This window comes from Mesorhizobium sp. P160219 (genome assembly GCF_057786095.1).
Genome location: NZ_JBYNWG010000001.1, coordinates 5,335,894 through 5,356,658 on the forward strand (window position 1 = coordinate 5,335,894; position 20,765 = coordinate 5,356,658).

At 63.2% G+C, this 20,765-nt stretch carries 13 protein-coding genes; 3 read left to right on the forward strand and 10 right to left on the reverse strand.

The annotated features are described in order from the left end of the window. Nucleotides 1-192: 192 nt before the first annotated feature. The gene (locus AC3EMP_RS25940) at nt 193-969 is read left to right on the forward strand and encodes a VOC family protein (protein ID WP_352710940.1); all 777 of its coding nucleotides are present in this window, start codon (nt 193-195) and stop codon (nt 967-969) included. 75 nt (nt 970-1,044) lie between these two features. On the opposite strand, the gene AC3EMP_RS25945 is transcribed toward AC3EMP_RS25940, so the two are convergent. Further along, nucleotides 1,045-1,533 carry a hypothetical protein gene (locus tag AC3EMP_RS25945; protein WP_352710937.1) on the reverse strand — a complete coding sequence of 163 codons (489 nt, stop codon included), beginning with the start codon at nt 1,531-1,533 and terminating at the stop codon, nt 1,045-1,047. 207 nt (nt 1,534-1,740) lie between these two features. Between AC3EMP_RS25945 and AC3EMP_RS25950 the strand changes: the two genes are divergently transcribed. Further along, on the forward strand, nt 1,741-2,133 hold the full coding sequence (locus tag AC3EMP_RS25950) for a DoxX family protein (protein ID WP_023707718.1): 393 nt from the start codon (nt 1,741-1,743) through the stop codon (nt 2,131-2,133). Between the two features lie 94 nt (nt 2,134-2,227). Here AC3EMP_RS25950 and AC3EMP_RS25955 read toward each other — a convergent pair whose 3' ends face one another. Both AC3EMP_RS25955 and AC3EMP_RS25960 read right to left on the reverse strand, forming a co-directional pair. After that, nucleotides 2,228-4,669 carry a GcvT family protein gene (locus tag AC3EMP_RS25955; RefSeq protein WP_352710935.1) on the reverse strand — a complete coding sequence of 814 codons (2,442 nt, stop codon included), beginning with the start codon at nt 4,667-4,669 and terminating at the stop codon, nt 2,228-2,230. Nucleotides 4,670-4,911: 242 nt separating this feature from the next. Further along, the gene (locus AC3EMP_RS25960; RefSeq protein WP_352710933.1) at nt 4,912-6,450 is read right to left on the reverse strand and encodes a trimethylamine methyltransferase family protein; all 1,539 of its coding nucleotides are present in this window, start codon (nt 6,448-6,450) and stop codon (nt 4,912-4,914) included. Between the two features lie 217 nt (nt 6,451-6,667). Here AC3EMP_RS25960 and AC3EMP_RS25965 point away from each other — a divergent pair, with 217 nt between their 5' ends. Further along, entirely contained in the window at nt 6,668-7,258 is a 591-nt protein-coding gene (locus AC3EMP_RS25965; RefSeq protein WP_023735994.1) for a transglycosylase SLT domain-containing protein, read from the forward strand. A 56-nt stretch (nt 7,259-7,314) separates the two neighbouring features. Here AC3EMP_RS25965 and AC3EMP_RS25970 read toward each other — a convergent pair whose 3' ends face one another. From AC3EMP_RS25970 to AC3EMP_RS26000, 7 genes are all read right to left on the reverse strand, one after another. Beyond that, nucleotides 7,315-7,752: a TA system VapC family ribonuclease toxin gene (locus AC3EMP_RS25970; RefSeq protein ID WP_023668192.1), complete on the reverse strand. Its 438-nt coding sequence runs from the start codon at nt 7,750-7,752 to the stop codon at nt 7,315-7,317. Then, nucleotides 7,749-7,976: a hypothetical protein gene (locus AC3EMP_RS25975; RefSeq protein ID WP_023668191.1), complete on the reverse strand. Its 228-nt coding sequence runs from the start codon at nt 7,974-7,976 to the stop codon at nt 7,749-7,751. The genes AC3EMP_RS25970 and AC3EMP_RS25975 overlap by 4 nt, the downstream gene beginning before the upstream one ends. 142 nt (nt 7,977-8,118) lie before the next feature. After that, a complete protein-coding gene (locus AC3EMP_RS25980; protein ID WP_023668190.1) occupies nt 8,119-10,335 on the reverse strand; it encodes a dipeptide ABC transporter ATP-binding protein in 2,217 nt (738 codons plus the stop codon). Between the two features lie 47 nt (nt 10,336-10,382). Next, nucleotides 10,383-11,540 (reverse strand): ABC transporter permease, encoded by a 1,158-nt coding sequence (locus tag AC3EMP_RS25985; protein WP_023668189.1) that lies wholly within the window; start codon nt 11,538-11,540, stop codon nt 10,383-10,385. Between the two features lie 13 nt (nt 11,541-11,553). Then, nucleotides 11,554-12,588 (reverse strand): ABC transporter permease, encoded by a 1,035-nt coding sequence (locus tag AC3EMP_RS25990; RefSeq protein ID WP_023668188.1) that lies wholly within the window; start codon nt 12,586-12,588, stop codon nt 11,554-11,556. Between the two features lie 223 nt (nt 12,589-12,811). After that, nucleotides 12,812-14,464, reverse strand: coding sequence for an ABC transporter substrate-binding protein (locus tag AC3EMP_RS25995; RefSeq protein WP_023668187.1), 1,653 nt, complete (start codon nt 14,462-14,464; stop codon nt 12,812-12,814). A gap of 252 nt (nt 14,465-14,716) precedes the next feature. Continuing rightward, nucleotides 14,717-20,764 carry a translocation/assembly module TamB domain-containing protein gene (locus tag AC3EMP_RS26000; protein ID WP_352710929.1) on the reverse strand — a complete coding sequence of 2,016 codons (6,048 nt, stop codon included), beginning with the start codon at nt 20,762-20,764 and terminating at the stop codon, nt 14,717-14,719. Nucleotide 20,765: the final 1 nt, after the last annotated feature.

Below are 20,765 nucleotides of genomic sequence, written 5' to 3' on the forward strand. Positions count from 1 at the left end.
ACGACTACCCCTCGTTTGCCCAAGGAAAGTCGAAAACCGCCGCACGTGCAAGGCGTCGAGCGGGACGAAGTGCGGAACGATGTGTCAACGCAGCCGTTGAACTTTCTCCGCTTCGCTGTCGGATTCGCGTCGCTGAAAACGTCCTTTGATGGATCGGACGACGATCTATGCATGAAGGTGAGGAGACCGAAAATGCCGAAATCCCCAATGCCCTTCTTCTGGTACGAGTTGATGACCAGCGACCTCGATGCGGCGCAAGCATTTTACACCACCGTGGTCGGCTGGCGGGCCGAGCCCTTCGACAAGGCGCCCGGCATGCCGCGCTATATCGTGGTGAACTCCGCCGAGCGTGGCGTCGGCGGGCTGATGACCCTGCCCGAGGAAGCAGCCAGGACGGGTCTGAAGCCGGCCTGGTTCGGCTATATCCGCACCAGCGATACCGTTGCCTCGACCGAGGCACTGAAAGCGGCCGGCGGGGCTGTTCACCGCGAACCCGACGACATTCCCGGCGTCGGCCGCTTCTCCGTCGTCGCCGACCCGCAAGGCGCCGCCTTCATGTTCCTGCAGCCCAATGGGCCCGACCAGCCCGTCCTTCCGGCAACGACGCCGGGCCATGTCGGCTGGCACGAGCTTTATGCGTCCGACCGCCAGAAGGCCTTCGATTTCTACTCAAGCCAGTTCGGCTGGACTGATGCCGGCAGCATGGACGTCGGCGAGATGGGCATCTATCAGACCTTCTCAGCCGGCCCTGAATCCGGCGGCGGCATCATGAACAAGCCGCAACAGCTGCCGGTGCCGGTCTGGCTGTTCTACTTCAATGTCGACGCCATCGACGCAGCCGCCAAACGCGTCACCGACAATGGCGGCAAGATTGTCATGGGTCCGATGCCGGTGCCGACCGGCCAATGGATTGCCCAGTTCACCGATCCGCAAGGCGCTTATTTCGCGCTGATCGCGCCGGGCCGCTGATCCCCTCCGGTACTCGCCTGCACGGAACTGCTCTCATCGCGCCGCCGGTGCGATGAGACGCGCCTCCGGGCGCGGTCACTCCGGCGCCAGCACCGCGACCTTGAGGTTCTCTTTCCTGGCGCCGCTGAGCTGGATCGTGGCTGCGCCAGGCGTCAGCTTGAAGCGCACGCTCTTGCGGATGCCGGGGCAGGTCTTCACGCCGCTGAAACCCGCTGATTTCACGGCCTGGCCATCCTGAATGACGTCGACCCAGGCCTCATCGGACAGGCTGATCTGGAGCTCTCCTTCCGGTGGCACGGCCACGTTTGCCGTCGCGCCGAACGTGCCGGCTGCCGGCGCGCGTTGCGGTGAGACGGTGAAGCTGACCGCATCGACCGGCTCCAGCGCCATATCCGCGGCTTCGCCGAAAGCAAGAGAGGCACCGGACTGCGCGGCGGGCGCTGCCGGAAACAGTTCCTGCTCGCGTGTCACCGGCCATTTGAAGGCATCGCAGCCAGCATCAGCGGCCATGGCGAAACTGGTGCTTGCGAGAATTGCGAACAGGCTGACGGCGACTTTTTTCATGGCGAAGGAACCCGTTTGGTTTGGAGTGTCTTACACGCAGATATACAACTTTAACGAGATGTATGCAACCATAACGAGAGCAGATTTCGAAGTCAGACTGGAAATAATTGCATCACCGATTGTTGATGACAGGCCATGGGAAGTGAATGGTCCAGCGCCGGGTGATGATTTATGGCCGGGCCACATGGTTGGAAAAATGGAGTTTAGATGAAGCTTTTTGACGGTCTCGCCAGATTTCAGCCGCAGGCACTCGGCGTCCTGCGCATCATGACGGCCCTGCAGTTCCTCGAGCATGGCTCGCAGAAACTGTTCAATTTTCCGGTCAGCGCCGAGCCTCACGCTCTTAGCGGCCTGACGGCGACGGCAGGCATCCTGGAATTCGCCGGTGGCATCCTGCTGGCGCTCGGTCTGTTCACCCGCCCGGTCGCGTTCCTGCTGGCCGGCGAGATGGCCATCGCGTATTTCATGGCGCACTACCCGCGCGACTTCTTCCCGGTCAACAACAGCGGCGACGCGGCGATCTCCTTCTGCTTCATCTTCCTCTATCTGGTGTTTGCCGGCGCCGGCGCCTTCGCGCTCGACAACCGCCGCAGCACCTGACGCGCCTGATGCATGTCGCCCAAAGGTGCGCAGCGGTTTTGGGATAACGACATGCACAAAGGAATCTGAAGCGCCTCGGCGAAGCCGAAGCGCTTCAGGCGCGCATTCGCTCGAAGTTCGCGTCAAAGAGCGGCGCTGCCTGAACGCGCGCCGCGTGGCGCTTGCCCAAAAGTTCGATCTCGAAGCCGTCGCTCTCATCGGCGATCTCCTTCGGCACATAGCCGATGGCGACGGATTTTTTCGAGTGATGCGCATAGCCGCCTGAGGTCACCCAACCGCGGACTGCGCCATCGTACCAGATCGGCTCGTCGCCGATGACATCGGCATCGTCGGCATCGAGGATAAATGTGCGCAGCCTGAGCTTGCCGCCCTGCTTGCGCTCGGCAAGAGCGCCGGTTTTGCCGATGAAATCGGCATCCTTGCCATAGGCGACGAAACGGTCGAGTCCGGCCTCCAGCGGCCCGTAGATCGGCCGGTATTCACGCGCCCATGAGCCGTAGTTTTTCTCCAGCCGCAGCGCATTGAGCGCGCGCGAGCCGAACAGGCCGAGGCCGAATTCCGCGCCTGCCGCCATCAACGCCTGGAAGGCAGCGCGCTGATATTCCGGCGCCACCCAGATCTCGTAGCCGAGATCGCCGGTGTAGCTGACGCGGCCGACCAGGCACGGCGCCGTGCCGATGTCCAATTTCGCGACCGCCATGAAGGGGAATGCGGTGTTGGCGACATCCGCGCGGCTGACCTTCGCCAGCACCTCCCTCGCCTTGGGTCCGGCGATCGCCAGACCGGTCAGTTTCTGCCCCAGCGCCTCTATGCGCACTGAGCTATCCGCAGGTAAATGTGCCTCGAACCAGCGCATATGATACTGCTCGGCGATACCGGAGCCGGCGATGAACCACTCGGTCCCGTTGGAATTGGGGGCACCGATATTGGCCAGCGTGAAATCGCCGATGAGCTTGCCGTCGTCCTTCAACATCGGCGCCAGCGTCATGCGGCCGGGCTTCGGCAACTTGCAGGCAAAGATCCGGTCGAGCCAAGCAGCCGCCCCTTCTCCCGTCACCTTGTATTTGGCGAAGTTCGAAATCTCCGCCAGGCCGACGCTCTCACGAACAGTCGCGACCTCATTGGCGACATGGGTGAAATCGCTGGACCGCCGCCACGAGAACTCGTCCTTGACACCCTCGGGCGCAAACCAGAGCGGCACTTCCAGCCCATAGGACACGCCCCATTGCGCGCCCTTGGCCGACAGCAGATCATAGATCGGCGTCGTCTTCAGCTGCCGCCCGGCGGGCAGCTCCTCATTGGGGAAACGGATCGAGAAGCGGCGCGAATAGTTCTCGCGCACCTTGGCATTGGTGTAGGCCATCGTCGCCCAGTCGCCGTAGCGCGCGACATCCATCGCCCAGATGTCGGCGCCGGGATCGCCCTCGATCATCCAGTTGGACAGCGCCAGGCCGACGCCGCCGCCTTGTGAAAAGCCCGCCATGACGCCGCAGGCGACCCAGAAGCCGGGAAGGCCACGCACCGGCCCAACCAGCGGATTGCCGTCCGGCGCGAAGGTGAAGGGCCCGTTGATGATCTGCTTGATGCCGGTCCTCTCGAAGGCCGGGAAATGGCGGAAGCCGACTTCGAGCGACGGCGCGATGCGGTCGATGTCCGGCTCCAGCAATTCATGACCGAAATTCCACGGCGTCTGGAATTCGGACCAGACCTTATTGGCCTTCTCGTACGTGCCCATCAGCATGCCGCCGCGCTCCTGGCGCAGGTACAGCTCACCATCGAAATCGACGGCATGGATGATCTCGGTCCCCGTCTTGGCGTTCCACGCCGCCACCTCGGGCATATCCTCGGTGATCAGGTACATGTGCTCCATTGCCAGCACCGGCAGCTCCAGCCCGACCATGCGGCCGACCTCGCGCGCCCATAACCCGCCGGCATTGACGACATGCTCGGCCACCACTTCGCCCTTGTTGGTGATGACGCGCCACATGCCGTCGGGCCGGCGCACAATGTCCTCGACCTTGGTGAAGCGCTCGACCTCGGCGCCCAGTTTCCGCGCGGCCTTGGCATAGGCATGCGTCACGCCGGAGGGATCGAGATGGCCGTCCTCCTTGTTGCGGACGGCGCCGACGAATTGTTTCGGGTCGAGCAGCGGCATCAGCTCGGCCGCTTCATTGGCCGATATCTCCTCGAGGTCGATGCCGAGGTAACGCCCCTTGGCGACGACGCCGCGCAGCCAGTCGAGCCGCGCCTCGGTTGCCGCCAGAAGCACGCCGCCGGTCAGATGTACGCCGGTCGCCTGTCCCGACAGCTCCTCGATCTCCTTGTAGAGCGAGATCGTGTATTTCTGCAGCTTGGCGACGTTGGGGTCGCCATTGATCGTGTGCATGCCGCCGGCCGCATGCCAGGTCGAGCCGGAGGTCAGCTCGTCGCGCTCCAAAAGCACGACATCGGTCCAGCCATGACGCGCCAGATGGAACAGCACGGAGCACCCGACGACGCCACCGCCAATGACCACGACCTTTGCATGCGATTTCATGAGTTTTGCTCTGTTATCAATGAGTTGGGAGCGTAGGATGAATCGGAAAAGGAAGCGCCAAGCTACCCCCCTCTGGCCTGCCGGCCATCTCTCCCTCAAGGGGGGAGATCAGCGGCATCGAACCTGCCGCATACTTTTCAAGGTTGATGATTGGCGAAAGAGAACGTGACAGCCAATCTCCCCCCTTGAGGGGGAGATGCCCGGCAGGACAGAGGGGGTGCCGCGCGCCGATGTTGAAAAAGTCATGGCTCGCCCTGCCCGATCGCTTCCTTGCGCCTGGCCATGTATGCCTCCAGCGCCTCGCGCACGGCGATGTCCATCACCGGCTCGACATAGTCTTCCAGCGCCTTCTTCCACAGCCGCGTCGCGCGCGCCGTGGTGTCGAGGCCGCCGGCCTCCTGCCATGCCTCGTAATTCTGCCAGTTGGACAGTATCGGCTGGTAGAAGGCGGTGGCATAGCGTTCCAGCGTGTGCGGTTCGCCGAAGAAATGGCCGCCGGTCGGCACCGCGCCCAGCGCCTCGACAGCAAGCTCCGCCTCGTCGACGACGATCGGGCGCAGGAATTCCATCATGTGCTGGATCATCTCGACATCGATGATGAGCTTTTCGAACGATGCCGTCAGCCCGCCTTCCTGCCAGCCGGCGGCATGATAGACGAGGTTGCCGTGGCCAAGCACAGCGCCCCACAGCGCCATCAGCGTCTCGTAGGCGCCTTGCGCGTCCGCCGCATTTGATGCCGACCCCGGTGTCGTGCGGTAGGGCAGATTGTAGCGCCGCGCCAATTGCCCCGAGGCGATGTTGGCCTTGGTGTTCTCCGGCGTTCCGAAGGCCGGCGCGCCCGACTTCATGTCGACGTTGGAGGTGAAGGCGCCGTACATCACTGGCGCGCCGGGGCGCACCAGTTGCGTCAGCACCACGCCGAACAGCGCCTCGGCATTCTGCTGCGCCAGGGCGCCGGCGAGCGTCACCGGGCTCATCGCGCCCATCAGCGTGAACGGCGTCACCGCCACCGACTGGCCGAACTCAGCCATGGTCATCAGCCCTTCGGCCATCATCTCGTCGAAACGCCGCGGCGAGTTGACCGAGATGATGGTGGCAATGCCGGGATCATCGCGCATCTCGTCCAGCGTCAGCCCGCGCGCGATTGCCATCATCTCGATGCCGTCCAGCGCCCGGCCTCGTCCGATCGCCGAGACATGGAACGATTTGTCGGTCAGCGTCAGATTGGTGAAATAGGTATCCATGTGCCTGGTGTTGGCCGGCAGTTCCACCGGCGCGCAGACCTGGTTGCCGAGCATGTGGATGCAGTTGAAATGCTGCGCCAGCCGGGTCAGATCGGCATAGTCGTGCAAGTTTCCGGCGCGCCGGCCGCGCTCCATGTCGTGCACATTGGGCGGCCCAGCGACGAGGGTGAAATTGATCGTGTTGCCGCCGAGATGAATGGTGTTGGCGGGGTTGCGCGGCGTCAGCCGATAGCTGGACTGCGTGGTCTTCAGCGCCTCGGCGACAAGGCCCCGGTCGATGCGGACGTTCGCCGTTGCATGGTCGACCTTTGCGCCCGCCTTCTCGAACAGCGCCAGCGCCCGCTGAGACATCACCTCGATGCCGAAATTTTCCAGAATATGCATCGACGCCTGGTGGATCGTTTCGACCTGGTCGACTGAGAGCATCGCCATCGGCGGATAGGGATTGGTCACCCGCCGCAGTGGAAGTTGCGGGATGGCGGCGGGCCCCCGGTTGCTGGTTCGCTCCGCGCCGCGCTTGCGTCTTGGTTCATTCATGCCTGGCATCAGAGCGCCGGCATCCGGACATCGCTGTCAGAAATCCGCCCTTCGCGGACGTGATTTTAGCCAAGGCGGCATTTTTGAATTCTGACGGAGATAAAGGCGACGCGAAAGGCCGGAATAATGATACAGGCCCACTGAGCGCAGCCAGGCCGGCAAGCCGTTAAGAAACGCCGCAAGATTCCTTTTATGATTTCGGCCTATTCGTTTTCCAATGCGTAGTTCGAGTTTGAGTAAAATTGTAGCGGTTGGCGTGCTGCTGGCTTTGCCGGCCTGCGCGACGCCGCCCAACCATATCAACAATGTCTGCGCCGTCTTCGACCAGAACGACGGCTGGTTCGACAACTGGCAGTCGGCCGCCGAGCGCGCCTCGCAGAAATACGGCGTCCCCGTCCCTGTGCTGATGGCGACGGTGCGCAAGGAATCCGGTTTCAAGAGCAATGCCAAGCCGCCGCGTACCAAACTGCTCGGCTTCATTCCGTGGAAACATGTCTCGTCAGCCACCGGTTTCTCGCAGGCGCTCGACGGCACATGGTCGCAATATCAGAGCGAAACCGGCAGTTGGGCGGCGAGGCGGACCAAGTTTGCCGATGCCGTCGATTTCGTCGGCTGGTATCATTCCAAGACATCAGACACGTTCGGCGTCGCCCGCAACGACACCTACAATCTCTATCTCGCCTACTATCTTGGCTGGACCGCCTACGGCCGTGGCAACCGTGGCGATGCCGGCGTGCAGGGCTATGCCAGGGCGACCGAAAAGATGGCCCGCGACTATGCCGAACAGCTGCAGCAATGCGGCAGCTGACGTTGCCAAGCGGTCTTGCAGCCACGCAGTTTGCGATCGAAGCGGAACTCAGCAATTCATTCGCTTGGGATCAGGTGGAGGATCGACCTCCCTCCCTTTACCGCTGCCGTCGACAGCTTTCGGTCAAACGTCGCCAATTGGCCGTCACGCGCCTTGGCGAGTCCCAACAGATAGCTATCCGTTACCTGTGCCGGGGTGAGGATCCTGGCTGCATCGATGTCGTTGGAACCGACAAGGCTGATCTCGTCAGGCCAGAACTGATGTCCTGAAAGGGCATGCAGCTTGCCGACAACCTGCGCCACCACGGCGGGCGAACCCGGAGAATTGGGGTATTTCGGGTTGCTTACAATCCTGATGACGCCATTCTCGGTAATGGGACATGTTGCCCATGATAAATGCCCGGAGGATTGGAACCACCGATGGGCATCTTCATGCGCGACGTGAGCCGGATCGATCAACGCAATCAACACATTGACGTCGAGCAGGAAGGTCACGGCAATTCGTCGCGAAGCGCATTGACCATTTCGAGATCGACCATCGGGCCGTCGGGCCGCGATGCAAGCAAGGGGATGCCGTTGCGTTCACCGCCGGTCGGGGGCCTGCGCAGTGAGCGGCGAGCCAGATCGGAAATGACGTCGCCAACGCTGCGATCCTGCTGTCGCGCCATGGCCTTGGCCGCAAGTAGGACATCGTCATCGATTGCAAGTGTGGTTCTCACAATATGCTCCCTATGGCGCATCAAACATCACGCATCACATAAAGCAATGGACAGCAATATTCAAGCGAACGTAGCTGTCGTTCCTTGAGCTATGGCGACGCTGCGGCAATGCGCCAACGAGCGGCATTGCCTCTATGGCTGGTCAGCTCGGCTTCTTGCCATGCGGGCGCTTCGGCGGTTCGCCGGCGAAACCGGGGCCGATCCCATCCGGTGCGTCTTCCGGCACGCCCTCATGCGCTGCGTGTTCCCTGTCGAACTTGATCACCGGCTCCATCGTCGCCAGCACATCGTCCGACAGCCAGCACAGGCTCATATGGCCATCGCCGAGATGCTTCACCGGCGGCACCTTGGTCTCGCACAGATTGTCCGGCACCAGCCTCTTGTAGCCGCAGCGCGTCTGGAACGGGCAGCCGCTCGGCGGGTTCATCGCCGACGGGATATCGCCTTCGAGCACGATGTGCCGTTTGACCACGCTGGTGTCGGCGATCGGGATCGCCGACAGCAGCGCCTCTGTGTAGGGGTGATAGGGTGGCGCGAAGATCTGGTCGGTCGTGCCCTGCTCGACGATGTAGCCGAGATACATGACGACGACGCGGTCGGCGATGTAGCGCACGACGGACAGATCGTGGCTGATGAACAGCATCGTCGTCTTGTTCTTGCGCTGGATGTCCATCAGCAGCTCGGTCACCGCCGCCTGCACCGAGACGTCGAGTGCCGACACCGGCTCGTCGGCCACCACCACCTTGGCATCGCCGGCAAAGGCACGCGCCACGCCGATGCGCTGCTTCTGGCCGCCTGAGAGCTGACGCGGCTTGCGCGTCTCGAAGGCCCGCGGCAGCTTCACCAGGTCGAGCAGCTCCAGCATGCGCTTGCGCCGCTCGGCGACATTGTTGCCGACTTTGAATTTTTCCAGCGTGCGGATGATCTGCGAACCGACGGAGTGGCTGGGATTGAGTGTATCGAACGGGTTCTGGAACACCATCTGGATCGACGACACCGTTTCGACGCTGCGCTTCTCGATGCCGGTCGACTGGATCTCCTTGTTGCCCAGCGTCACTGTGCCGGCACTTGCCGTCTCCAGCCCCAGCAGGACCTTGGCCAGTGTCGACTTTCCGCAGCCGGACTCGCCGACGATGGCGACGGTCTCGGATTCGCGCGCCATGAACGAGATCGTCTCATTGGCCTTGACCACGCGGCCTTCGCTGGAGCCGAACACTTCGCTGCCGCCGACCTTGTAGTATTTTCTCAAATCCTCGATCTTGAGCACCGGCGCGCCGGGCACGACCTTCTCATTGACCTTCTTGGCGCCGGGAGGCAGCGCTTCCCAGTCGATCTCGTTGAAGCGCACGCAGCGCGAGAAATGCCCTTCGTGACCGGCGACCTCGATCATCGGGATTTCGGCGGCATTGCAGACGCCCTCAACGAAATGGTGGCAGCGCGGGCCGAAATTGCAGCCCTTGGGCCGCTCATGCGGCAGCGGCAACTGGCCGGGGATAGAGATCAGCGGCCGCGAATTCTTGTCGGCGCCCGGCAGCGGAATCGAGCGGAACAGCCCTTGCGTATAGGGATGGCGCATCCGGTCGAACACGTCCTTGATCTTGCCGGTCTCGACCGCTTCGCCCGAATACATCACCGTGATGCGGTCGCAGGTCTCGAGGATGAGGCCCAGATTGTGCGACACGAAGATCATCGACGTGCCGAACTTCTCGCCCAGCCCCTTGACCAGTTCGACGATGCCGGCCTCCACCGTCACGTCGAGCGCCGTCGTCGGTTCATCGAGCAGAAGCAGCGCCGGCTTCGACAGCAGCGCCATGGCAATGACGATGCGCTGCTGCTGGCCGCCGGACAGCTGGTGCGGATAGGAACGCATCATGCGTTCGGGATCGGGCAATCTCACCGAGCGCACCATTTCGAGCGCCCTTTTGTAAGCCTCTTCCTTCGACACCTTGTCGTGGATCAGCGGCACTTCCATCAATTGCTGGCCGACCTTCATCGCCGGATTGAGGCTCGCCATCGGCTCCTGGTAGATCATGGCGATCTTGTTGCCGCGGATGGAGCGCAACTCCTCGTCGGACAGCTCGCCCATGTCCTTGCCCTGGAACTTGATCTTGCCGCCGACGATCTTTCCGATGTTGGAGAGGTCGCGCATGATGCCGAGCGACACGGTCGACTTGCCGCAGCCGGACTCGCCGACGATGCCCATGGCTTCGCCCGGCATCACCGTGCAGGAAAAGTCCATGACGGCGGGGATCTCGCCCTTGCGGGTGAAGAAGGAGATCGACAGGTTCTCGATCTCGATGATCGGCGCAGCGCTTGGCCCAAGGGTCGGGTTGCCGGGATTTCGAACTGCCTCATTCATGGGTCGCTCCAATCCTATTTTCATGCTCGCGGGCCGAAACCCGCAGATCAGTCTTTCATCGATTGTTCGCGCAGCGAGTCGGCAAGCAGGTTCAAGCCCAGCACGAACGACATCAGCGCGATCGTCGGCGGCAGCGCCGGGTGGATGAAGGAGCGCAGCAGGCGGCTGGCGTCCTTGATTGCGGTGCCCCAGTCCGGGCTCTCCGGCGCCAGGCCCAGCCCGAAATAGCCGAGCGTGCCGAGCAGGATCGTGGTGTAGCCGATGCGCAGGCAGGCATCGACGATCAGCGGCCCGCGCGCATTGGGCAGGATCTCCCACAGCATGATGTACCAGGGCGATTCACCGCGCGTCTGCGCCGCCGCCACATAGTCGCGCGTCTTGATGTCCATCACCAGGCCGCGCACGATGCGGAATACGCCGGGGCTGGAGGCGAACACCACCGCCACGAAGATGTTGAGCTGGTTGGGATCGATGTGGATGATCTTGAACGGATCGGCGTCGAACACCAGGCCGGCATAGACCCAGCCGCCGATGATCAGCGTCAGCCCGAGCAATATATAGAGGCGGTCCGGCCGGTTCTTGTAGCGGGTCCAGAACAGCACCGAAAAGAAGATGATCGGGAACAGGAAGAACAGCCCGGCCATGGCGTATGGGATCGGCGTATCCATGATGCCCGGCGTCACCAGCAGGTAGAACAGCAGGATCACCGGGAAGGCCAGCACCAGATTGGCCAGGAAGGACAGCACGGTGTCGATCCGGCCGCCATAGTAGCCGGCGGGCAGACCGAGCGTAATGCCGACCATCAGCGCGAAACCGGTCGCAGCCGGTGCGATGATCAGCACGATCTGGCTGCCATAGACCATGCGCGAAAAGACATCGCGGGCGAGCTTGTCGCCGCCGAAATAGTAGATGAGTTTCGATACCGGCTCGAGCGCGCCCGGCAGCGCATCCTTCATGATCGGCACCTGGGCGAGCGGATCGAAGGGCGCGACGGTCGACGCGAAGATTGCCGTGAACAGCCAGAACAGGCAGATGCCGACACCCACTATGCCGACGCCGCTATCGAACAGCTGGCCGTAGAGGCCGAGCCTTTTCTTGTAGGCGAAGCTCGCTCCCATCACCAGGGCAAGCCCTAACCAGACCGGCCAGAAACGCCCAATCACGCCGAGCACGACATTGAAGGCACCGATATATTCGACCTGCATCTGCCCCAGCCCCCTATTGAACTCTGATACGCGGATTGAGGAACGCGTAGCCGACATCCGAGATGAGCTGCGTGATCAGCACGATGAACACCGAGACCAGTGAACAGCCAAGCAGCAGATCGATGTCGTTGTTGCCGGCGGCTTCGACCAGCGTGTAGCCAAAGCCCTGGTAGCGGAACATCACCTCGACGATGACGACGCCGGTAAGCAGCCAGGGAAATTGCAGCATGATGACGGTGAACGGCGCGATCAGCGCATTACGCAGCGCGTGCTTGACGACGACGCTGCCGAAGGAAAGCCCCTTCAGCCGGGCGGTGCGGATATATTGCTGCGTCATCACCTCGACCATCGAGGCGCGCGTCATGCGGGCGATGTAGCCGATGCCGTAGATCGCCAGCGTCATCACCGGCAGGGTGAAATTGTAGAAGGTGATGCCCTGGCTTGCCGAGGCGGCCGAACCGTTCAGCCAGCCGAGCCAGGAGGCGAAGATGACGGTGAAGATGACGCCGGACACATATTCGGGCGTCGCCGTCGACGCGATCGAGGCGACGGACAGCGTTCGGTCCGTTCGCGAGCCCTCGCGCATGCCGGCCAGGATGCCGATCAGCAGCGAAATCGGTACCATCACCAACAGCACGCAGAGCATCAGAATGCCGGTGGCGGCGAGTGCGGGGAAGAGCTTTGACGCAACGGAGGTTTTGAACTTCGTCGAGCAGCCGAAATCACCTTCCAGGATGCCGGAGAATTTCGGCTCCAGCGGATCGTTGCAGAAGGAGAAACGCTGCGTCGGCTTGCCGGTCGCCGGATCGGTCACCGGTTGCTTCGGGACGACGCCCAGCCATTGCCCGTAGCGCACGAAGAAGTTCTGCCGGTAGCCATGGTTGACCAGCCAGCTTTCGAGCTGTTCGGCCGATGTGTGCATTTCGGTCTGGCTGATCGCCAGCTTCTTCAAATTCGGCTCGAGGTTGATCAGGAAGAAGACGATCATCGTCAGGCACAGCATCGTCAATGCCATGGTGCCGAGACGCCGGATTACGAAAGAAAGCATGGCGGTCCCCTGCCGGTCTGGTTGGGGTTGGAGCCAGTTCGAAAAACCAGCTTTGCCGTTGCCGGCAGAGTTGGCCGTCAAATCGGCACTCGGATGCAATCAACCCAGTTTTATTGAACGGTCTTTCAGGAGAGTCCGCAACTTTTTGCTGCGGCGGCTTCCGGTTCTGGACCAAGCGAGGCGTGACGGGAAGGAGCGAAGCGCCCCTTCCCTGACGTTCCGATCACGCCTGGTCGAGCCAGACCTTGCCGTAGTCGCGCTCGAAGGTCGGATGCATCTTGTAATTCTGCACCGCCTTGACCGAGTGGCTGTAGAGCTTGCGCCAGTATGGCTGGATCATGATGCCGGAATCCTGCAGGATCTGCTCGATGTCCTTCATCATCTCCTTGCGCTTGGCCGCATCGGCAACGGCCAATGCTGCATTGAGCTTGGCATCCCATTCGGGGTTGGAATAGGCCGACTCGTTCCACGCCTCGCCGGTGCGGTAGCCGATCGCCAGAACCTGAACGCCGAGCGGGCGCATGTTCCAGTTGGTCATCGACAGCGGATACTTGGTCCAGTCGTTCCAGAACGTCGAGCCCGGCAGCACCGTGCGCTTTACCTTGAGGCCGGCGTCGCGCATCTGCGCGGCGATGGCGTCGCCGGTATTCTTGTGCCAGTCTTCGTCGACCGTGATCAGCTCATGCTCGAAGTCGGCCTGGCCGGCTTCCGCCATCAGCGCCTTGGCCTTGGCCGGATCGCGAGCGACTTTGGGCAGCTCGTAATATTCCGGGTGGATTTGGCAGACATGGTGGTTTTCAGCCACCGTGCCGGCATTTCCGTAGCCAAGCTGCAGGACGACATTGTTGTCGACCGCGAGTTGCAGCGCGTTGCGTACCTTCTGGTCGCCGTAAGGCTTGTTGTTGATGTTGGTGCGGCACACGATGGTCGACGCGGTGACGATTTCGGACTTGACCAGGTCCAGTCCGTCGAGGATTGACACATAGTCGGCCGAGGTCTCGAAATTGGTATGGACTTCGCCGGCCTCGAAGGCACTGACCATGGCTGCCGGATCGGTGCCGTAGTCGACGAATTCGATGCCGTCGAGGAACACCTCGCCGTCCCACCACTTGTTGTCCTCGCGGCGCTTGTAGACCACTTTCTGGCCGACATCGTAGGAGACGAGCTCGAACGGGCCGGTACCGATCGGGCAGGCTTTGAAGTCGCCGCCCTTCTCGTCGAAGCTCTTGTGCACGATGAGGCCGGGATAGTCGCACATGTTCGGAATGAGCGCGATGTCAGCCTTGCCGAGCTTCAGCTTGACGGTGTGGTCGTCAACCTTGGTCACGGCGCTTTCGTCGAGCTTGTCGTCCTTGACCAGCGTGCCGAGACGGCCAGGCATGGAATTGCCCTCGGCCTTCTTGTCGGCCCAGCGCTTGAGATTGAAGATGACGTCATCGGCGGTGAAGGCATCGCCATTCGACCAGGTCACACCCTTGCGCACATGCAACGTGTACTCGGTGGCGTCGTCGTTGACCTCCCAGCTCTCCAGAAGGTACGGGCGGAACGTGTATTCGCTGGTGTACTTGACCAGCGGCTCAAGCGCCTGACGCTCGGCATTGGCGATTTCCGACCAGTCGGCCTTGCGCGGATCCTTGGGATCCTTGACCCATTGCGCGACTTTAAGGATGCCGCCCTTCTTGCCCTGCACCTCTTCGGCCCTGGCTTGGGTCGGCACGGCTACGCCGAGCATGCCGTAGGCCATCGCAGTCGACGCGCCGAACACGCTCGCCATGGCGAGGAACTCGCGGCGATCGACTTTGCCTGCCTTGGCTTCTTCGGCCATGGCCAGGATGTGATCGGGAACGCGATCGCCATTACTCTTGTAATTTGTCATACCTTAACTCCCATTGTTGGCTTTCCGCCTTTTAACATTCCGCATCCCTGCCGTGATGTCAAAGACGGCATGGCTACGGAACCTGTTAGGGAATGTGCAACTTTGAAAAGGGAGCGGTTCGCGTGATAACGACAGACTTGGCGCAAAAGTGCTAGCGCGCCCAGATTCCGCCGGAATCTGCTTAGGCGAGTAATTGATACATTTGGGCGGGTTGAGACAGCGCCAGTTCCGGTGGCGGTAAGGGCCAGGAACTCAATATTCCTTTTCGTAGAATATGCCGCCCTTGGCCTCGCCGCCATCATTGGCCTCGCCGCGCAGCTTGACGCCGCGTCCGACATTGAGGTCGATCGTCGCCTTGCCCGACCCTGGCCTGTCGCCTTTCTGGATCGTCACATAGGTGCGGTCATTGAGGTACTTGCCCGCCGACACGGCGGTGCCGCCCTGGTCATCGGTGGTCACATCCAGGTCGTCGACGCCGATTGCACTGCGCAGGTTTTCGAGCAGCGAGGTCGAGCCGCCGACGCCGGCCAGTTGGCCGGCGGCCTCGGCCAGCTGCGCGATCTGCAGCGGCGACAGGTTCGACATAGAGCGGCCGAAAATCAGCTGCGCCAGCACCTCGTCCTCGGGCAGCGCCGGCACCGATGAGAAGTCGAATTTCGGATTGGTCGCTTCGCCCGAGACGACGATGGTGACGGTGGCGCTGGTCGTGGTCGATGTCGCGGTCAAGTTGAGGTAGGGCACCAGCGAGCCCGAAAAGCCGACCGTGCCTTCGGTAAAGGTCAGCCGCTTGCCGAGGATCGACAGCCGCCCACGCTGCAAGGTGAAGGTGCCGACCGCCTGCGGCGAAGCCGCCGGGCCGGTCAGCCTCAGCGAACCGCCGAACTCGGCATCGACGCCCCTGCCCTGGATGAAGATCTGGTTCGGCGCATTGACCGTGACGTCGAGGACAAGCCCACTGCCGCCACCCCCGCTGGCCGCCGCCGGTCGCAAGGCCTTGTCCTGCGCCCGCACGGAGGCGGGCGCGTTCTTGTGCTTGACACCGAGCGCTGCCAGCGAGCCCGGCAGCTTATCGGGAACGGTGATGACGGTCTTGGCCAGATTGACGGTGCCCGAAATCACCGGCGCCGAGGTGAGCGGCCCCTTGATGGTCAGGTCGCCGCCGAGATTGGCTGTCACCACCCTGCCGTCGGTATAGCGGCCGTCAACCAGCTTGATAGACAAATCGGCTGGGAAACCTTGCGCCGGATTGATGCCGAGGGTGCCGGAGGCCGACAGGCTGCCGCGTGTCGACAGCGTGCCGGTCAGCCGGTTGATCCGGGCAACGCCGTTGCCGATCGAAATGTCGGCGGCAATGTCGTTGACGGCAAGGCCGGAGCGCGCGTCGACCAGGCGGGCGCCCGACGTGCTGACCGTGCCGCCGATCACCGGCGACGCCGCCGGGCCGCGCATCTGGATATTGACGTTGGCGGTGCCGCTGAGCGACAGGCCTTGCGCCGCAAGCTTGGCGGCCAGGAAGGAAAATGGCACCTTGCCGTTGAAGTCGAGCACCAGCGCTGGTGTGCCGGCCGTCGTCACCGTACCGCCGCCCTTGAGGCCAAGCCCGGCGCCGTCGCTGATGTCGGCGTTGAAGGTGAGCTTCTTGCCGGCAAATGTTCCCGACGAAGAGATATTCATGCCGCCAAGACCGGCGCTGCGCGTCTGCGAGGTCTGCACCCCGCCGGCATCGATATCGAAGGCGACAGCCGGATTGCCCAACGCGCCCGTCACCTTCACAGTCCCTGAAATCGAACCGGCGGCCTGGAGGCCCGGCGAAAAACTGTTGGCCAGCGAAGCCGGCACCTTCGACAGCGCGGCACTGATGTCGAGTGCCTGCCCGACCTTGCCGGTCACCGTCGCCGTGCCGCCACCGAGATTGAGCACCAGCTTGTCCAGCGTCGTTGTGCCGTTGGCGATGCTGACGGTCGAGGCCTGGGCGATGGCCGCCTTGATGCCCTGCACCGTGGCCTGGCCGGAAGCGAGTTCGATGGTGGTGGTGCCGCCAGCCACCTTTATCCTGCCCGCAGCCTTCGCCGGAATGCCCTTGACGGTGGCGCCGCCGGAAAACCCGGTCCAGTCGCCGTCGCGCTTCAAATCGACATCGATGCCGCTGATGGCGGTGCCGCCGGAAATGACGCTGTCGGCGCGAATTTTGCCCGAGATGACCGGCGCGGCGAGATAGTTGGCGACCAGCGCATCGATCGACACCGTCTTCGCCTGCAGGTCGCCGCGCGTAATCGAAGCGGTCGCAGCCTTGACGGCGACGTTCGGGCCATCCGCGGTCTTTGAGAAGGCGATGGTGCCGCGCACGTCGCCTTCGGCCTTTTCCAGCGCCAGCGCCGCCAGGGGCCCGATATCCGGCAGGTCGAGCGCGATGGTGCCGACCGGCACGAAAGCCTCGTCGAGCGCAAGGTCGCCGGAAATCTTGTTCTTGCCGAGCGACAGCAGCAGGCCGTTGATGGCGCTCTTGCCGTCCGCCGTCGCCAGCACCGCGCTGCCTTGCAGCGCCTGCCCAGCAACATTGCCGGTCAGTTGCACATTGGCCGCCGGATTGGCGGCATCGGCCTTGCCGGTGGCGGTCAGCTTCAACCCGGTGATTTCGCGTTCCGCCACGAGAAGCCGGTCGCTGCTGACCGTCAGCGACAGATCCGGGGCCAGGCTGGGCCCCTGCGCGTTGAGTGCAAAGCTGATCGCGCCTTTGGCATCTTTCGACAACAGCGAGATGTCGGCCAGTGCACCCTTGATATTTGCGCTAAGCTTGTTGTCGGCGAGGCTGGCCTGACCGTCCGCGGTCAGTGCGCCCGACGCCAGCGTGACCGGATTGGCGCTGACATTGCCATTGGCATCCCGCTTCAGCGTGGCGCTGAGCTGCGTGCGCTCTGCCAGCACGCTGCGCGCCGCCGCCGGCAACGCCGCCGACAGCACGTCGGCGTTGAGGTTGAGGTCGATTGCTCCATCGGCAAAGCCGACACGGCCATTGAAGGCGCTGCCCAGCGCATCGCCCTGCACCGAGCCGCTGTCGATGGTGATCGCATCGGCCGCCAGGCTGCCCGCGACCTTGGCGGTGACTTTGCCGGCGATCAGCGGTGCGATGGTCGGATTGTCCAGACCGATCTTGTCCGCCGTCACCGTGCCCGAGATCGGACCGGTGCGGCTTCTCAGATCAAATGCATCGGAATGCAGCGCAAGCGCAATGCCCTCGACCTTGGCGTCATCCGTCGCCACCGAAGGCAGTACCGCCGAGATGTCGAGCTTGGCTTGCGCAGCCTGCCCGGCCGCCTTCACCGACAGCGCCTGCAATTCGAGCTTGATCGGGCTTTCCGCGCTGCCCAGCGTCAACGGCAGGCTCGGACCGGACGATGTCAGATCGAGCGCGAAATCGCTGGCGCCGTTCGGGTTGACGGTGCCGGCGGCCTTGCCGGAGATTTTTTGGCCCGACAGCGTCGCCTGATCCAGCACGACGCCGCCGGCCGTCGAATAGCTGCCGGCCGCATCGACATCGAGCGGTCCGAGCCCGGCCTGACGGGTCTGGCTGGTCTCGGCGCCGGCCAGTTTTGCATTAAAGCGAATGTCGGGATTTGCTGACGGCCCGGTGATTTGCGCCGTGCCGTCGAGCGTGCCCGCGGCATCGAGGCCGGGCGAAAAGCCATTGGCAAGCGCAGCCGGCAGCGCCGAGAAGGTCGCCGCCAGATCGAGCGTCTGGCCCACCGTGCCCGACAGCGTCACCGAGCCGCCGCCGAGATCGACTACCAGCCTTTGAATGTTGGTTATGCCATCGGCAATGGTCAGGCTCGACGGCTCGGCGATCGCCACCTTGATGCCGCGCACCGTCGCCTCGCCGGACGCGATCTCGACGCTGGTCGCGCCCCCGGCAATCTTCGCCCGCCCGGCAGCTGTCGCCGGAATGCCTGATATGGTTGCGCCGCCGGTGAAATTCGTCCAGTCGCCGTCACGCTTGAGGTCGACGCCGATGCCACTGACGACGGTCGTTCCCGAGGTCACGCTCTCGGCCTTGATCGTGCCGGAGATCGCAGGGCTGTTGAGATAGTTGGCGATCAGTGCGCTGACGGTGACTGCCTTGGCTGCCACATCACCGCGCGCGATCGACACGCTGGCTGCATTGATGGTGACAGTGGGAGCCTCGCCGTCTTTGGCGAACACCACGGTGCCGCCGATATCGCCGGCCGCCGTCTGCCCGGCCAGCGACGCCAGCGGCGCGATATCGGGGGCGGAGATCGTCAGCGTCCCCAGCGGCAGGAATTTTTCATCGAGCGTGAGGTCGCCCGACACCTTGTTGTCGCCCAGCGCTACGCTGAGCCCCTTGATGGAGCGCTTGCCATCGCTCGTCACCAGCGCCGCCTTGATGGCGAGCGGCTGTTCGTCGACCGCGCCGGTCAGCGAGACATCTGCGGCCGGGCTCACAATGTCGGCCTTGCCCGATGCGGTCAGCTTGATGTCCTTGACGGTGCGGCCGGAGGCCGTCAGGCTGGCACTGTCGGCCGAAACCGAGAAATCCGGTGCGTTGCGCGCGCCGCTTGCCGTCAGCGCGAAATCGACCCCGCCGGCGATCGGCACGCCGACCAGCGAAGACAGCACCGAGACGTCGCCGAGCTTGCCCTTGATGTCGGCCTGGATATCGCTGCCTTGCGCGCTGGCGGTGCCGCTGGCGCTCAGCGAACCGGAAGTGAGTTCGATCGAGTTGGCGGCGAAAGAGCCCTGCGGATCGCGCGTCGCGGTCGCCGAGAATTTGACCCGTTCGCCAAGCAGTGAACTGATCTGCGGCGGCAGCGCCGTCGACACCGCATCGGCATTCATCTTGAGCGTCATGGCGAGGTCGGCCAGCGCCACCTTGGCCGTCAGCCCGGCATTGAGCGCATCGCTGCGCAGCGTACCCTCATCGAGCGAGATCTCATCCTTGCTGATCGAGCCGGAAAGAGAGGCCGTCAGCTTGCCGGTGACCAGCGGGGCCAGCGTCGCGACGTCGGTCTTCAGCCCGGCCGCCGCCAGCGACACGCTGACCGGGCCGCTGCGGTTCTCGATGTCGAAACCGTCGGAATGGATCCGCGCATCGAGATTGTTCACCTGAGAACCGCCCGCAACCACCGAGACGAGCGAAGCGCTGGCGTCAATCATCGGCGCCTTGCCGTCACCGAAGGCGCGCGCGGTCACATTGTTGATGGCCACCATGATCGGCTGCGCCTGGGTACCGGCATTGACCGTGACCGGCTTGGCTTTGACCACGAGTTCGACCGAAAGGTCGCTGGCGCCGTTGGGGTCGACCATGCCGGCAGCGGTACCATGAACTGCGTCGCTCTCGATCGCAGCGCGCTCGATGTCGACGCCGCCGGCCGCGGTCGCGGTGCCGGCTAGGTCGAAGCTGGTCTTGCCGGCAAACAGCGACTTGAACCGTTCCGGCAGGAAGCCTTCGAACGAACCGTCGCCCTTGGCCTCGATCCGGTTGCCCTTGTCGGTGAGCTGGTGCCGGCCGGTGAGCTGGGTAACGATCTGACCGTCGACCATGAAGGTGCCGATGCCGCTCCAGTTGGCCAGCGGCCCGGTGCCCGAGACGACGATGTTGACCGGCGGCGCGCCGGGTAGCTTGAGCAGGTTGGCGATGATGCCGCCGGCCGGCTCGGAAGCCTTGAGATCGAGGTCGAGCTTGTTTTCATCCGGCGCGAAGTGGATGTTGGCGTCGACATTGCCTTGCTTGCCGTCATGGCGGGTAACGTTGAGCACCGTCTGGATCGCCAGTGGCGACGCATCGACCTTGGCCGATCCCTTGGCCGCAAGTTCGGCAATGCCGCTGCCGGCAAGTTGCTGGCCGAGCGCGATCTCCGGCAAATCGATCGCTCTGATATCAAGCGAAACCGGCAGGCCGCCCGACCCGCTCTTGCTCGGCTCGGTGCTCGCCACAGGCAGCCGTGCCAATTCTATCCGTTCGGCCGCTATGCGGTCGGCGCTGAAATTCTTCGACAGCAGCGCCAGCGGCGACCAGTCGATGGCCACCTTGCGGGCCACCAGCCAGGCGCCCTCGCGGTCTTCCAGCACGACATGGTCGACCGTCAGCGCGCCGGACCAGATACCGTTAATGCCGCTGACCGTGACTTTGCTGTCCCTTGACGAGGCCATGTCAGAGATGATGCCGGCGAGATTTTCGCGGCCGCGCTCGGTCTTGGTCAGCACGACCAGCGCGCCGATGCCCGCCGCCGCCACGATCAGCAGCGTGTAGAAAAACAGGCGAAGGATGCGTTTCAAAATCTTCATC